General features: G+C 52.8%; 13 protein-coding genes. 5 read left to right on the forward strand and 8 right to left on the reverse strand.

The annotated features are described in order from the left end of the window. Nucleotides 1-15: 15 nt before the first annotated feature. Both UC14_RS15125 and UC14_RS15130 read right to left on the reverse strand, forming a co-directional pair. The gene (locus UC14_RS15125) at nucleotides 16-1,461 is read right to left on the reverse strand and encodes a DHA2 family efflux MFS transporter permease subunit (RefSeq protein ID WP_013577738.1); all 1,446 of its coding nucleotides are present in this window, start codon (nucleotides 1,459-1,461) and stop codon (nucleotides 16-18) included. Nucleotides 1,462-1,619: 158 nt separating this feature from the next. After that, complete coding sequence (locus tag UC14_RS15130) at nucleotides 1,620-2,090, reverse strand: N-acetyltransferase (protein ID WP_232829693.1); 471 nt, start codon at nucleotides 2,088-2,090, stop codon at nucleotides 1,620-1,622. Nucleotides 2,091-2,227: 137 nt separating this feature from the next. Between UC14_RS15130 and UC14_RS15135 the strand changes: the two genes are divergently transcribed. Next, entirely contained in the window at nucleotides 2,228-3,151 is a 924-nt protein-coding gene (locus UC14_RS15135) for a DMT family transporter (protein WP_013577736.1), read from the forward strand. Nucleotides 3,152-3,171: 20 nt separating this feature from the next. Here the strand turns inward: UC14_RS15135 and UC14_RS15140 are convergent, their stop codons facing one another. Then, complete coding sequence (locus UC14_RS15140) at nucleotides 3,172-4,419, reverse strand: LVIVD repeat-containing protein (protein WP_112197989.1); 1,248 nt, start codon at nucleotides 4,417-4,419, stop codon at nucleotides 3,172-3,174. 9 nt (nucleotides 4,420-4,428) lie between these two features. Further along, nucleotides 4,429-5,496: a sugar ABC transporter substrate-binding protein gene (locus tag UC14_RS15145; protein WP_112197990.1), complete on the reverse strand. Its 1,068-nt coding sequence runs from the start codon at nucleotides 5,494-5,496 to the stop codon at nucleotides 4,429-4,431. A 221-nt stretch (nucleotides 5,497-5,717) separates the two neighbouring features. Here UC14_RS15145 and UC14_RS15150 point away from each other — a divergent pair, with 221 nt between their 5' ends. Further along, nucleotides 5,718-6,800 (forward strand): oxidoreductase, encoded by a 1,083-nt coding sequence (locus UC14_RS15150; RefSeq protein ID WP_013577733.1) that lies wholly within the window; start codon nucleotides 5,718-5,720, stop codon nucleotides 6,798-6,800. Nucleotides 6,801-6,851: 51 nt separating this feature from the next. Here UC14_RS15150 and UC14_RS15155 read toward each other — a convergent pair whose 3' ends face one another. From UC14_RS15155 to phoC, 4 genes are all read right to left on the reverse strand, one after another. Continuing rightward, nucleotides 6,852-7,163, reverse strand: a complete 312-nt coding sequence (locus tag UC14_RS15155) for a hypothetical protein (RefSeq protein WP_013577732.1) — start codon at nucleotides 7,161-7,163, stop codon at nucleotides 6,852-6,854. Then, the gene (locus UC14_RS15160; protein WP_013577731.1) at nucleotides 7,141-7,665 is read right to left on the reverse strand and encodes a DUF2778 domain-containing protein; all 525 of its coding nucleotides are present in this window, start codon (nucleotides 7,663-7,665) and stop codon (nucleotides 7,141-7,143) included. The genes UC14_RS15155 and UC14_RS15160 overlap by 23 nt, the downstream gene beginning before the upstream one ends. A 12-nt stretch (nucleotides 7,666-7,677) precedes the next feature. Next, entirely contained in the window at nucleotides 7,678-8,169 is a 492-nt protein-coding gene (locus UC14_RS15165) for a type VI secretion system tube protein TssD (protein WP_112197991.1), read from the reverse strand. Nucleotides 8,170-8,337: 168 nt separating this feature from the next. Continuing rightward, a complete protein-coding gene (gene phoC, locus UC14_RS15170) occupies nucleotides 8,338-9,075 on the reverse strand; it encodes an acid phosphatase PhoC (protein ID WP_013577729.1) in 738 nt (245 codons plus the stop codon). Nucleotides 9,076-9,371: 296 nt separating this feature from the next. On the opposite strand from phoC, the gene UC14_RS15175 reads away from it, so the two are divergent. The 3 genes from UC14_RS15175 to UC14_RS15185 all read left to right on the forward strand — a co-directional run bounded on the left by UC14_RS15175 (nucleotide 9,372) and on the right by UC14_RS15185 (nucleotide 14,559). Next, entirely contained in the window at nucleotides 9,372-10,352 is a 981-nt protein-coding gene (locus UC14_RS15175) for a VirK/YbjX family protein (protein WP_112197992.1), read from the forward strand. A gap of 386 nt (nucleotides 10,353-10,738) precedes the next feature. Continuing rightward, nucleotides 10,739-12,304, forward strand: a complete 1,566-nt coding sequence (locus UC14_RS15180) for an MFS transporter (protein WP_014416485.1) — start codon at nucleotides 10,739-10,741, stop codon at nucleotides 12,302-12,304. A gap of 86 nt (nucleotides 12,305-12,390) precedes the next feature. Then, nucleotides 12,391-14,559 (forward strand): right-handed parallel beta-helix repeat-containing protein, encoded by a 2,169-nt coding sequence (locus UC14_RS15185; RefSeq protein WP_112197993.1) that lies wholly within the window; start codon nucleotides 12,391-12,393, stop codon nucleotides 14,557-14,559. Nucleotides 14,560-14,595 lie beyond the last annotated feature (36 nt).

Below are 14,595 nucleotides of genomic sequence, written 5' to 3' on the forward strand. Positions count from 1 at the left end.
TCATAGAGCAGCGATTCACTTTTTGCCCGAAACGGAGGAACCGGCATCCGGTTTCAGGCGCAACATATCCAGCCAGCCGATCAACGTCAGCACAGCAATAACCACGAAGGAGATTTTGAAACTCATGCCGGGCACAGACGCCCAGTCCAGCGCATCAACCAGTTGTTCACCAAGACGGGTACCGAGCGCGCCGACGGTGATTCCAAGCCCGACAGACAGTTGCAACACCGTGCTGAACAGGGTATTGGCATCGGCCATTTGTTTCGCAGGCACGTCGGAAAACGCCAGAGTGCTGATACCGGTGAACTGCATCGAACGGCTCAGGCCGCCGAGAAACAGCAATACCATCACCAGCCAGTCAGGCGTGTCCGGCGTCAGAAACGCGCAGAACAACAGCGAGAAAACGCTCAGCAGACCGTTAACCACCAGCACCGGGCGAAAACCGAAACGACGGATCAGCGGCGTAGTGGCCGGTTTCATCGCCAGATTACCGGCAAATACCGCCAGCACCAGCAAGCCGGCATGGAAGGGATCCATGCCAAATCCGACCTGCAACATCAGCGGCAGCAGGAACGGCACGGCGCTGATGGTCACGCGAAACAGAGAACCGCCTCCCATACTGATACGAAACGTCGGAATGACTATCGCCCCGAGATGTACCATCGGTTCGGGGTCGCGGTAAAGATGCCGGATAGCCAGCACCGAAAGCACCACTCCCGTCACCAGCAACAGTATGGCGGCGGTCCATAAAATGTGGTCCTGACTGATCAGCTCCAGACCGGTCACCAGCGAAAGCATCGCCAGACCGGTCAGTACAAACCCCGGTTTGTCGAAATGCTTCGGCTCCGCGGAAGGTTCCTGCGGAAACAGACGCCATGCCAGCATCATCGCGATAATCCCGAGCGGCACATTGATATAGAAAATCCAGTGCCACGAGGCGTAATGGGTGATAAACCCGCCGAGCGGTGGCCCGAGGATTGGCGCGACCAGCGCAGGCCAGGTCAGGGTGGCAATAGCTTTAATCAGCTGCGGCTTCGGCGTCGTTTTCAACACCGTCAGACGCCCGACCGGCACCATCAACGCGCCGCCGATCCCCTGAATAATACGCAGAATGATAAATTCACTGACGCTGGAGGCCATTGCACAAAACAGTGAGGCCAGCGTGAAAACGCCGAGCGCAAACGTGAACACGTTGCGGGCACCAAAACGCTCCGCCGCCCAGCCGCTGGCAGGGATCAATACCGCCAGCGTGAGCATATAGGCGCTCATCCCGGCATTCAGATCAACAGCAGATACCCCGAAAGAAATCGCCATTTGCGGCAGTGCGGTGGCTATCACCGTACCGTCGATAAACTCCATGAAGAAAGCAGCGGCAACCAATAAAGCAATAACGGAGATCCCGGTATTAACTGCGGAATCTCCCTGCGGATGTTCTGACGCATCCGGTTTACTGTGGCTCATTGTGTTCTGTCCCGGAAAAACCCACTCGCTACACGCTGCAGCAAAAGATAGATGATAAGTATTAAACCTATCACACACCTTTATACGGGTTATAGATCAAATGAAGATCAAAAAGAGCGATTTTTACGCTTAGTCGGCCGACGTGGAGAAATCAGTCATCAGGAATTAACCTCAGGGCGGCTTTTCTCCATCCGGACATCACCCTCCTCTAACTCACGGGTCACTTGCCAACCGAGTCTCTGATAAAAACCATGAGCACGACTTTTTCTGCCAGTCTCGAGCCAAATAGCAGAGTGATGCCGGAAGAGAGTTTCTTCGACTTTTTCCATCAAAAGACGTCCAATTCCCAGACCTTCGAATTCAGGCAAGAGAAACATTGCAAATACGCTGCCCTCATTAATATCGGCCATAGAAAACCCTGCTAAATTTTCACCGACTTGAGCGATCCAAATGCAGGGTGAAGACCGGATTGCCTCACTAATCGCGCCATGAGTGATACCCATCCTGGTCAACTGCTCCCGTGAAAGGTGATTCTCTTTTACACTGGTGCGGATGACAAAAATCGCATCAATATCATTGACTGTCGCGAGCCGGATATGAGGTGCTGACACGTTTTTAACTGCATTCACTGGCAAGTTCCCTGAATTACAAAGCAAGAAAAAGAGGGTTTTTCGGGCGGAACATTCACTACACTGATTAACACGTTTTAGTTATTCGCCGGCATCAATAAAACAAGACATCAGACAATGTTCAATAGGGGATGTGAATGAAAAGTGGGGATTATTGCCGATTGCTACTGCTGGCGGCGATCTGGGGTGGCAGTTTTCTGTTTATGCGCGTGGCGGCTCCGGCGTTCGGTGCCATCAATACGGCGTTTCTTCGCGTACTGTTCGGATTTGTCGGACTGGTCGTGATCCTTGCGGTACTGAGAACGCCGCGTGATTATCAGCATAAATTTGGCCGCTCGCTGCTGCTCGGGGTGATCAACTCCGGTTTGCCTTTTCTGATGTATTGTCTGGCAGCACGTTGGTTACCCGCCGGTTATTCCGCCATTCTCAACGCCACTACGCCGCTGATGGGTGTCGTGCTCGGCGGTTTATTCTTTCATGAAACCGTGACGCTGAAAAAAGCGCTCGGTGTACTCACCGGCCTGTTCGGCATTACCTTGCTCACCACCACCGGCAGTGCGGAATCGGTGCCGCAATTACTGGCGGGCGTCATCGCCTGCCTGGTGGCGACCGGCTGTTATGCAGTGGCTGGTTTCCTGACACGACGCTGGATCAGCGAACGTGGCGGGTTGGATCCCAAACTGGTGGCGACCGGTAGCCAGCTCGGCGCGACACTGTTCCTGTTGCCCTTTTTCCTTTATACCTCGGCTACCGAAGCGCCGGTGACCTGGGCGCAACCGCTGGTCTGGCTCTGTGTGCTGGCCGTCGGGTTTATCTGTACGGCATGGGCGTACATTCTGTATTTCCGCCTGATAGCCGATATCGGCCCGCTGCGCAGCATGACCGTGACATTTCTGATCCCGCCGTTCGGTATTCTGTGGGGTTATCTGCTGCTGAATGAAACGCTGTCAGAAGGTTTTTTTGCGGGCGGCATTCTGATTTGCGTGGCGGTGTGGCTGGTCCTCAGTCCGGGCAAGTCAGTGGCAGGAAAAACAAAAACGCCCGCACCCGGAACCCGATAAGTTCAGGCGCGGGCAGGGGATCAGCCGAGATATTCGATAATGGATAATCCGCCGTTATAGTCGGTGCTGTAGATAATTCCCTGCGCATCGACAAACACGTCGCAGGACTGAATCACCTGCGGCCTGCCAGGACGTTTATCCATCATGGTAACGGGCGCAGCGGGCACCAGCGCACCGGTTTCTTTCGGCTGGTACGGATTGCTGATGTCGTACGCACGTACACCCGCATTCTGGTAGGTCGCGAAAATCAGCGTTGAACTGATAAAGCTGCCCGGCCGGTTTTCATGCAAATTGTGCGGCCCGAAATGCGCCCCTTTGCTGACGTAATCCCGTTCCTCCGGCTGCGGAAAGGTCGAAATACTCACCGGATTCGACGGCTCGCGCACGTCAAACAGCCAGATCAACTTCTCGCCATCTTCCTGATTATCCAGCACTGCCTCGTCGAGCACGACCAGCAAATCCCGGTCCGGCAACGGCAGCGCGGTATGCGTGCCGCCGCCAAATGGCGGACTCCAGTTGCGGTGAGAAATCAGTTGTGGCGCGCTGCGGTCTTTGATATCCAGCAACGTCAGGCCGCCGTCACGCCAGCTGGCATATGCCGTATCCCCGCTGATAATGGCATGGTGCAGCGCATAACGTTTACCTTCCGGCCAGTCCGGCGTTTCACCGCCTGCGGTATGCATCCCCGGCAGCCACCAGCGTCCGGCGACCTGCGGATTGCGCGGGTCGGCCAGATCAATCGTCAGGAAAATATAATCGCTGTAGCCATCAATCAGGGCTGAAACGTACGCCCAGCGCCCGCCGACATACCAGATGCGATGCACGCCGATACCTTCCAGCGCGAGAAAGCTGATTTCTTTTGGTTGATCGGGCACCGAAATATCAAAGATACGCACACCGGCGCTCCAGCCACGCTGCTGCGTACCCTGAACCGTCTCGCTGACGGAGCGGGTGTAATAGACTTTTTCATCGGCGAAGCGGACATCTGCGAACAAATCACGGGCGTTGATCACCAGCAGTAAATCGTCGTGCGCCTGCAGATGCACATTCCAGGTGCCCGGCGGTGCCGCCACAAAACCGGCAGGGCGCGGATTTTTGGCATCACGCACATCCACAATGGAGAAACCCTGCGACACCATGTGGCCGATATACGCGTAGCCACGATGGACCATTACCTGTACGCCGTCAGGTTTTCCGCCCTGATCGCTGTGGCCGATCAGTCGCATATTACGACTGTATTCCGGGGTCGGGAGAGATTGCGTTGTCATAGTCCGGCCTTATTTTTTGTGCTGCGCTTCAAGGGTTGCGAACCACGGCGCGATGAAATCATCAGATTTGCCCCAGCCCGGAATCACTTTCGCCAGCGATGCGACGTTCACGGCATCAGGGTTGCTTGTCAGCAACGCCTGCGGGATAGCCGAGGCTTTGAATTCATAAGTCTCTGGCGTTTTTTCACCGGCAATTTTGTTAGCGACCAGACGCAGGTTGATCGCGCCGATCAGTTTCGGATCCACCGCCACGCTGAGTTTCCACGGGCTGTTGGCCGCACGCATCAGACCGATATCCTGATTGGAAATATCGATGCTGTAGAGTTTGATTTCAGTGCGGCCATTCTCCTGCAAGGCTTTATACGCCCCCTGACTGAAGGCATCCCAGGTGCCCCAGATCGCGTCGATTTTTCCTTTCGGGTATTTCGCCAGCAGCGCGCCGATTTTATTGGCGGTATCGCCCTGAACATCCGACGACACGGCGCCGACCGATTCCAGCTCATGAATGCCAGGATGGGCGGCTAATACTTTTTTATAGGTATCCTGACGACGTTCCATCGGCGGGAAACCGGCCACCCACAGTTTGACGATATTGGCTTTACCGTTGAAATCTTTTACCAGTTGCCCGACGGAAAGATCGGTGAGCGAGGCGTCATCCTGTTGCGTGACCGTCACACCGGGAATATCGCCGTTCACCGCCGTATCGAACACCGATACCGCAATGCCGCTGGCGGTAATACGTTTCAGCAAATCGGTGGAATACGGGTCACGCCCCTGCGACAAAATAATACCGTCGTATTTCTGGCTGATGGCCTGATTGACGAAATCCTGGAATTTCGCGTCATCGCCGTTACTGAGGAAAGTACTCACCTGAAAGCCCAGTTTGCGGCCTTCCTGAATGGCGCCGGACACAAACTGCGTGGTGTTGTCATCTGAGCCCAGATTGCGGATCACCGCTATGCGGACCGGCCCTTTATGATCGGCAATGGCTTTCGGCACCGGTGCAGTATCTGCGGCGAAAGATGGAAAAACGGAGAGCAAACTTAACGCCAGTAACGACGCGGAGAACAGTTTCATGTTTATTACCCTGTGTGGTTAATCATCATTTAACGGGAGGACAATTCACGCGAGCCCTTTGTGCAGGCTTTTATAGTGGGTTAATGAATTGATTGTCCGAGTTTTCATGACCGGGTAACACTTGGCAACGAACGAAAAGGCATAAGTTAATGCCAAAGAGTATTAGCCATCCGGATGTCCGGGCGTAGGATGTTAACAGCTTCTAAATTAAGGATTTCCCCATGAGTGATACAGATATCCGTGTGGTTACCGGCCCTGCCAACTACTTTTCTTCCCCCGGTGCCATCGACCGGCTGGCGCAGTTTTATACGCCGCAACAACTGGATAACGCGCTGTGGATTTACGGCGAGCGTGCACTAGTGGCTGCGCAAGATTTCCTGCCGCAAGCGTTTACTGCCCCGCAGGCGAAGCGTGTGTTGTTCGCGGCACATTGCAGCGAAACTGAAGTACAGCGCATTGCGCATATCGGCGGCAATGACCGGCAGGTGGTGATCGGCATCGGCGGCGGTGCGGTGCTGGATACCGCCAAAGTGGTGGCGCGTCGTCTGGGATTGCCGGTAGTGGCCATTCCGACCATTGCCGCGACCTGTGCGGCCTGGACGCCATTGTCTGTGTGGTATAACGACGAAGGGCAGGCGCTGCGTTACGAAATATTCAACGACGCCAACCATCTGGTGCTGGTCGAACCGCGCATTATTCTGCGCGCACCGAAGGAATATCTGCTGGCCGGGATCGGCGATACGCTGGCGAAATGGTACGAAGCGGTGGTACTCAGCCCGCAGCCGGAAAAACTGCCCTTAACCGTGCAGCTCGGCCTGAATACCGCGCTGACCATTCGGGATGTGTTGCTCAACGAAAGCGAAGCGGCATTACAGGCGCAGGACGATAATCAACTGACGCAGCCATTCCTCAATGTGCTCGACGCCATTATTGCGGGCGGCGGATTAGTGGGCGGGCTGGGCGACCGGTATACGCGTATCGCAGCGGCGCATTCGGTGCATAACGGCCTGACCGCGCTGCCCCAAACTGACGCCTTCCTGCACGGCACCAAAGTCGCTTACGGCATTCTGGTGCAAAGCGCGCTGCTCAATCAACCGGAAGTGGTGCAGCAGTTAACCGCGCTGTACAAAGTGCTGGATCTGCCGGTCAGTCTGGCGCAGTTGCAGGTGGATATTCATGATGAGAAACAGCTTTCCCGACTGATTGAGCGCACGCTCCAGCCCGGAGAATCCATTCATCTGTTGCCGGGAAACCCCAACGCCGAACAACTGCGTCTGGCATTTGAGTTTGTTGAGAATAAATAAGGTATCGGGGTCTTTAATTCCCTGAACAGAAAAACCCGGCATCAGCCGGGTTTACTTTATATTTTTACGTTTAACGACCTTAATGCCTGCCTTCACAATTGCCTCAATCATAACCATTATCAACAAGGTTGGAATTAATCCTGTGACGGAGAGCAACACGACAAAAATATCATCCTGCAATCCAGGCCATGGGGGGGCTCCGTAATCTGGTTTCATCAGTTGATCAAAATAATCCGCGATGGCTATCGATTTGATGTATTCATAATCAATCAGCCAGCCGGGGAAGGGCGACAGCAGGTAGTAATCTATAAAAATAAAAAGCGCCAGCCGCACCGCTATCTTACAGAATAAGGCATGGCGCATTCATATCCCCCGTAACTTCGATTTCTCCATATGCCTTCAGATGTATGATTGGGATGTCTCTAGTGTGCGAATTCAACAACGCGCTTCTGAGCTTGTCAAAATCGGCATGATACATGAATGTTAAACACCCATCTGATACGCCGGTACCATCCGGTCGCAATGGATGCAAACGGAAACTTCTGCGCAAGGTCTCACCGATATAAGTTGAATCATCAATCAAGCCATCTTGTCGATACAGGGCAAACCAAGATGAGTAATCATTACCCGTGCGAATATGCTTTTCGTACTCCTTTAATCTCGACCTCACTCCCCCTCTGGGGCGGTCAACAATCCAGTATTTACCCGTCGGAATTGGCCCATTCTCATTACCTCCACAACCTATTCTGTTTGTGTGCGGGAATAAGCCTGAAAATACAGGAAAGATCCCAACCCCAGCACAATAAAGTTTTGCAATTTTTCCACTCTCATAAAGGCGATTAAAATCCACTCTGCATGAAATCATCCCTGTCTCCGTTTATGCGTAAATGCTGGAGTTCCACTGATCGGTAAAACTGATATGTCCGTCGAGGTACAACCATGTAATTTTCTGATACCCAAGGCCAATGGACTCCGTGGGCATACTGGCCTGTCCGTCAGCTTGTTTGAAATTGTGCATATGTGGATTGATGTTAAGTATACGCACGCCTTCCATTGTCATATTCAAAAACTCTTCCTCCATACCAGCCGCATTAATGCGATACCATTTAATCACCGCCTTTTGCAGCTTTTCGCTGGTGGCGACGGCACGGTAGAGGTAGGGAGTAGATTTATCGAACTCTTTTACAAGTCCCATGGTTTGATGAACACGGGTAGATGTCAGCCGACCGGTATTGCCATCGAAGGGTACGGAAAGACCATGCGTGAAGCTTTGAATCTCGATCGCGCCTTCACGGCTTAAAACCTCAGAACTGCCATAAAGTAGTGCGCCATTTGCATCGTATAGCCAGAGATATGCGGGGCTAGCCATAATGAAACTCCTTTTTAAAATGAGGAATGACGTTATGCCTGCGAAGGGGAGTTAACAATTAGTGACCGTTGCAAAAAAGCAATTTTCAGAAATTTAGTATCAATGAGAGATGTGGCATTACAGACTCCCCGGCTTTTACGAAGATCAGGCCGGGGAGGCCAGCAATATTTACGGATGCTGCTTCGCAAACTCTTCTTTGGCTTTTTGCAACTGTTGCTGGAAAGCAGAGTTGGTATGCAGGGTTGCCACTACTGCGGAACCGACGATGCGCGCGGCATCGACATCACTTTGCCAGTGGTAGCCGCAAATTACCCGGCTCTGACCTAAATCGAAACCGCGTTGCAGGATTTGGTCCTGGCGCTGCGGGTTAATTTCGGTCAGCACCAGCGCGGTGGCCCAGCCAATTGAGGTGTGGCCGGAAGGATACGAACCGTTTTTCGACAGTTTATCCTGCTCGGTGGTGTTACAGGTCGGCACGCCGTAGAAGGCAAACGGACGAATGCGCATGTACTTTTCTTTGGCGGAACGCGTCGCCAGATCACCTGCATCTTCAATCATATTGGTCAGCAGTTTGTGCAGTTCCGGGGTGTCTTTGGCGGTGATTGGCGAACCAAAGGCACCGGAGAAGGCGTTCGCGACACCACCCGCACTCAGGTTGGCATCTTCTGCCGCCAGTTTGCCACGTTCAGTTGAGCGCAGCAGACGACCCTGTTCATACATGGCCTGATCGTTCAAAAAAGCAATACTGCCCACTGCGGGTGGTGGCGGAAGCAGCGCCAGACTGTTAATCGCCTGATCGTTTTTTAAGTAGTAGAGGTCTGGTTTGGTGGTCGCATCGTTGCCGGTCAGGGCAAACGCATTGACAGTGAAAAGACTGGCGAGGCAAAAAGTAGTAATAATTTTCATCAAAGTTTCCTTACAACTGCTGAATGATCATCACGAATTCATTTTCGTAACATTTCCCAACATTTCTAAGTTAACCAAATTCTGTGCAATAGCGTTTGTATGATGTCCGAAAACGAGAAACTCATCACGCATATCAATAGATATCAGGCAGTGAGACTGCTTTCAGTCACCCCGGATAAACGGCAGCTAAACGGCCCGCACTTATTCCGACAACCTCGCTTCTCTTTAAAACCACGTTGTAAAGAGGTTTAAAAATTGGGTGATACCGTGATTATTTCAGGCATCGGAAATAGATCATGGAACACATCCCTCTCAATGAAACCGAATCACTCAGCGAAGCGTATCCCGTTGAACACACCATTAAAAAAACCAGCGGATTCAGCCTGTTTGTCGATCTTCTGAGCGGAACGTGCGTGCCGGACAATCTGTGGCGCGACCGGATGTTCCGGGTCAAATACGCCGTGCGCACCTTACTGCATCCGCTCGATACCCTGAAGGTGTTGAATAAGATGGCTGCTGAGCCGGTCTGGCAGGAAGCTTTCACCGTACAGACCAAATTGCCGAGTAAAATTCATAAGCCGTATCTGCACCTCGGTTTACATTCTGCCGGACGTGCTGATGCACTGGTTGATCACTACGCATTCGTCAAAAACCTGGAAAACGTCCGCCTGCGCAATACTTTTCTGAGCGCAACCGGCAACACCATCACCCGGTTCACCGGCAAAGACGGTGAAGCTTTCCAGGTGGTGCTGGGTTCCATCGGCAAATCTGAGCGCGAAGGCGAGGCCAACATGTTCCTTTATATGGGGGACACGCTGCTTGCGGCGCTGACGTTTAGCATTGTGAAACGTCCGCAAGGGAGGACACTGATTATCGGCGGCTTCCAGGGGGCACATCGCTCAACGCCACATGAAGTGATTAAACAGGCGACCAAATCCTGTTACGGGTTGTTCCCGAAACGCCTGCTGCTGGAAAGCCTGCAACGTGTCGCGGCCGAAACCGGCGTACAGCGCATTCTTGCGGTCAGCGATACCGGCCATGTGTTCCGCAGCCTGCGCTACCGTCACCGCAAGAAAAACGTATTTGTCGCCAGTTATAACGAATTCTGGGATTCCATCAGCGCCACGCCCGCGTCTTCAGCCTTATATCACGTACCACTGGAACTGCCGCGCAAACCGATGGAAGAGATTGCCAGCAAGAAACGTTCCGAATACCGCAAGCGTTATACCTTGCTTGATGAATTGCATGAGAGCACAGCGTCTTTACTGAACGCCTGACCTCAGATTTACCCGTAAATCACCCGCTGTATCAGGGGCCAGGGAACGGCCTTTTGTTCAGTCCCCCCAACGCTTATGCCTGACCTTCAACGAAAATTCTGATACGGATGTAAAATTCCCGCATGGGTTAAGTGGCGGTTTTGTAGAGCAATAGTCAGTTAATCATTCGATTTAAAACTAATACGATCTGAACCATCTCGTGAATTGTGTATTTTTGATGGTGAGGAATGTTACACGTATCGCAAAATCTTATCGCCAGCCGCCCCCTGCTGTTTTAAATGTGATGTTATTCACATCTATTCATTCATCCCGCCTATATAAAACGTCATCTCTATAAAAACAAAACACCGGTTCATTTTATAAATATCTCTCTGGGCGGATAACCTATGAACGCAGAAAAACCTATTTTATTTAAACATCAGCTGGCGTATGGCGGCGGAAATCTGTTGGGCAGCGGTGCACTGGCGATCGCCGGGATCTGGCTGCTGTACTTCTACACCACATTTTGTGGCCTGACGCTGCTACAGGCATCGGCGATCTTCTCCGTCGCCAGCATCATCGATGCCATCAGTAACCCGCTGATGGGTTATCTCTCGGATAACTTTGGTAAAACACGCCTCGGCAAACGTTTTGGCCGCCGCCGTTTCTTCATTTTACTGGGCGTGCCACTGATGATGTTCTATCCGTTGCTGTGGGTTGAAGGCTTCGGATTCTGGTATTACCTCTCGACTTACGTGATGTTCGAGCTGATTTACACCTCGGTGATGGTGCCGTATGAAACCCTCGCGACCGAAATGACTACCGATTTCTCCGCCCGTTCAAAACTGACCGGCTATAAAGCGATTTTCGGCAAAGTAGCGAACTTCCTCGCCGCGTTCATTCCGGGCCAGTTCATTCTGATCTACGGCAAAGACTCCGCGCAGCCGTTTTTCTACACCGCACTGACGTATGGCGTGATCTTGTTTATCGCCCTGGGCATGTTGTATCTCTCTTCCTGGGAACGCCCGGTAGAAGAAACCACGCCGGTCGATGAGAAGAAAATGACCCTCGGCAAAACCATGCTGACGCTGGTTCGCGACATGAAATCGACATTCCACCTGCGTGTGTTCCGTAAGCATCTGGGCATGTATCTGTGTGGCTTCGGGGCAGAATGGCTGTTTGCTTCCGTTTTCACCTACTTCATTATTTTCGTGCTGCAATATGATCCGACGATGGTTGCCGGCCTGAGCAGCCTGAACTCGATGCTGCAACTGTTCTCTACCGCGATATTTATCGGCATCTGCGTCAGGCACGGGTTCAGCAAGCCTTACATTCTGGCGCTGGGCATCGTGATTTTCTCGGTCATTTGCTACAGCCTGCTGCACGTCCTGCATCTGCCGCAGCAATATGCCACAGCGGCCATGCTGACTATCACGGTCATCTTCGGTATCGGTACCGGCGGCGTGTATTACATTCCGTGGACGGTTTATACCTTCCTGGCGGACATTGACGAAGCCTTCACCGGTCGTCGCCGCGAGGGGATTTACGCCGGTGCGATGACCTTCTCCGGCAAACTGATGCGCTCGGTGATTGTTTTCGTGATGGGTGCCATTTTGAGCTTCTACGGCTTCCAGTCTAAATCTCATACCCAGCCTGAAAGTGCGGTGATGGCGATTGCGCTGGTGTTCTGTATCGGTGTTATTGCGCTGGCGCTGATGGCTATCGTGTTCAGTAATCAGATGAAACTGAACCGCAAAACTCACCTTGTGGTGCTGGGCGAAGTAGCACGTATCAAAGCGGGCGGGCAGATTAGCCAGGTTCAGCCGGAAGTACGGGCGGTGATGGAAGAACTGATTGGTTATCCGTATGAACAGTGCTGGGGTAACAGCGTCGTCTGCCGCAAAATTTTCGATACGCCTGCCGTTGAGGTCACCGAACCCAAACCGATGGTGAGTACCACACAACAACCTTAACAGCTGATTTAACTCTATTTTTCCACTTTTCCGACTGGCCGGGTCACCGGCCAGTGACCCCTCACGTTTTTAGGATAAGAACGATTATGTGGGCATCAAAATTTGTCATTGTCGCGCTGTCCCTAGGAATGAGCGCACAAAGCCTGGCCGCTGCATTGCCGGATACCGGCAAACTGGTCTGGCACAGCATCACATTTGGTCAGTCAACCGACGTCAATTTCGCCACCAACGTTCTGCCGGAGAAAATCGGCATGAACGAAACCTTACTGGCAGATGGCAAAGCAGTTCCGGCGGCGGGCACCGTGCTCAGCACGCCGTTCACACTCGAAAGCCGTGGCGGCAAAGTCGGTAACAGTCACGACGGCTTAACTTATTTCTATACACGCTTACCGGCGGAGGTGAATTTCCAGCTTGAAGCGGAGATCACACTCAACCAGTTCGGGCCGGAAAATGGTGCGAAACCCGCCGGGCAGGAAGGGGCCGGATTACTGGTACGCGATATTCTGGGCAATCCGCGTGAGCCGGTGACCAAACCGGGCATTGAGGAGTTACCGGCAGCATCAAATATGGTGATGAACAGCGTCATGGCCATCGGCGATAAACCGCCGGTGCTGGCGATGATTGCCCGTCAGGGCGTACAGCAACCCTGGGGAAATACCGGCATCAGCATGGTACGTGAAAGCTATCATCCGCTGAGTACGCCAGCCCGTTTTTCGCTGCGACTGACCCGCACGGACAACGGTTTTACCGTCGCCTATGCGCCACAAGGCAGTGATCAGTGGGTAAGCAAATCCGTGCAGCGCGCGGACAGCGTGACACAACTGGATAAAACCGGGTATTACGTCGGTTTCTTCGCCTCACGCAATGCCAAAATGACGGTAGATCACGCAAAGCTGACACTCAGCGAAGCGCATACTCAGCCCTCTGCGCCGTATGTGACACCGTCACTTAATGCGCGTATTGAGGTGATGTCATCGCCGGTCATTACCCGCCGCGACAGCGTGTTCCAGTTACGTACTAACGGTGACGGACAGGTGCAGGTTGTTCAGAATGGCAAACCGCTGTTGCCGCAAAAAGCGGTACGCGGTGGTGAAGTGGTCGCGGTTGCGTTTCATGCTGAACAACCGGTGACAGCGCTGAAAATAACCTACACCCCGGCAGACGGCAAACCGGTGACGCAGGAATTTGCGGTGAGTATGGCGCTGGTCAGCAATCCTGACCAGTTGTATGTTTCACCGGCTGGCGCGGCAGGTAATGACGGCTCGGCTGAACATCCGCTGGATTTTAACAGTGCCGTTAATCTTTTAGCACCGGGCGGCACGCTGTGGCTGAAAGAGGGTGATTATCCGGAAAGCGTGATCCCGGCAACCGCCAGCGGCACCGAAAAAAACCGGAAAACCCTGCGTGCACAGGGCGACAACGTAGTGTTTAACGGCCTGACACTCAATGCCAGCTACTGGAATATTCAGGGCATTACCGTTACGCAAAAAAGCTTTCATATTGCCGGAAGCTATAACCATATCGACCGCGTTAAGGCGCATCACGCCGATGATACCGGCATCTGGGTGGCATCGCCGGACGGCATCGGGCGGGCATTATGGGCCAGCCATAATCTCATCAGCAATGCTGAATCCTGGGGAAATCAGGATCCGGGGCGCAAGAACGCCGACGGATTTGCCGTCAAAATGCGCGTGGGCGAGGGTAACCGGCTGGTGAACTGTTATTCCCACGACAACATTGACGATGGTTTCGACCTGTTCAACAAAATCGAAGACGGCCCGAACGGCAGTGTGACCATTGAGCACAGCCTGTCAGTGAACAACGGCAGCAATGGCTTCAAACTGGGTGGTGAAGGATTACCGGTCAGCCATGTGGTGCGTCACAACGTCGCGGTAGGCAACGGCATGGACGGCTTTACCGACAACTTCAATCCGGGTGCGCTGGTTATCGAAGACAACCGCGCAGTCGATAACAAACGCTTCAACTTCCTGTTCCGGCCTTCGCCATACACCACGGCTGACAAGCAGGGCACTTTTAAGGACAACATTTCGCTGCGCACCACCGCAGGAAAGTATGACGATGCCGTGACCGGTAATGTGGATAACAGTAATTATTTTTACGCTGACCACAAAACGGTGAATACAAAGCATCAGGAAATTAAACCGGGAGATTATATTTCTCTGCGGTTGCCGGATCCGATTACCCGTCTTTCAGACGGCGGATTTAATTACGCTGACTTTTTGAAAAACAAATAAAGCGGCGTTATTAACAGTCAATACTTTATATAAAAC

The sequence above is a fragment of the Rahnella sp. NRRL B-41462 genome (genome assembly GCF_003263525.1).
Classification (GTDB): domain Bacteria; phylum Pseudomonadota; class Gammaproteobacteria; order Enterobacterales; family Enterobacteriaceae; genus Rahnella; species Rahnella aceris.

Bases quoted from the DNA above. Each gene is read 5' to 3' on its own strand.
- UC14_RS15125 (WP_013577738.1), bottom strand. From the start codon at position 1,461: ATGAGCCACAGTAAACCGGATGCGTCAGAACATCCGCAGGGAGATTCC.
- UC14_RS15135 (WP_013577736.1), top strand. From the start codon at position 2,228: ATGAAAAGTGGGGATTATTGCCGATTGCTACTGCTGGCGGCGATCTGG.
- UC14_RS15140 (WP_112197989.1), bottom strand. From the start codon at position 4,419: ATGACAACGCAATCTCTCCCGACCCCGGAATACAGTCGTAATATGCGA.
- UC14_RS15145 (WP_112197990.1), bottom strand. From the start codon at position 5,496: ATGAAACTGTTCTCCGCGTCGTTACTGGCGTTAAGTTTGCTCTCCGTT.
- UC14_RS15150 (WP_013577733.1), top strand. From the start codon at position 5,718: ATGAGTGATACAGATATCCGTGTGGTTACCGGCCCTGCCAACTACTTT.
- UC14_RS15155 (WP_013577732.1), bottom strand. From the start codon at position 7,163: ATGCGCCATGCCTTATTCTGTAAGATAGCGGTGCGGCTGGCGCTTTTT.
- UC14_RS15160 (WP_013577731.1), bottom strand. From the start codon at position 7,665: ATGATTTCATGCAGAGTGGATTTTAATCGCCTTTATGAGAGTGGAAAA.
- UC14_RS15165 (WP_112197991.1), bottom strand. From the start codon at position 8,169: ATGGCTAGCCCCGCATATCTCTGGCTATACGATGCAAATGGCGCACTA.
- phoC (WP_013577729.1), bottom strand. From the start codon at position 9,075: ATGAAAATTATTACTACTTTTTGCCTCGCCAGTCTTTTCACTGTCAAT.
- UC14_RS15175 (WP_112197992.1), top strand. From the start codon at position 9,372: ATGGAACACATCCCTCTCAATGAAACCGAATCACTCAGCGAAGCGTAT.
- UC14_RS15180 (WP_014416485.1), top strand. From the start codon at position 10,739: ATGAACGCAGAAAAACCTATTTTATTTAAACATCAGCTGGCGTATGGC.
- UC14_RS15185 (WP_112197993.1), top strand. From the start codon at position 12,391: ATGTGGGCATCAAAATTTGTCATTGTCGCGCTGTCCCTAGGAATGAGC.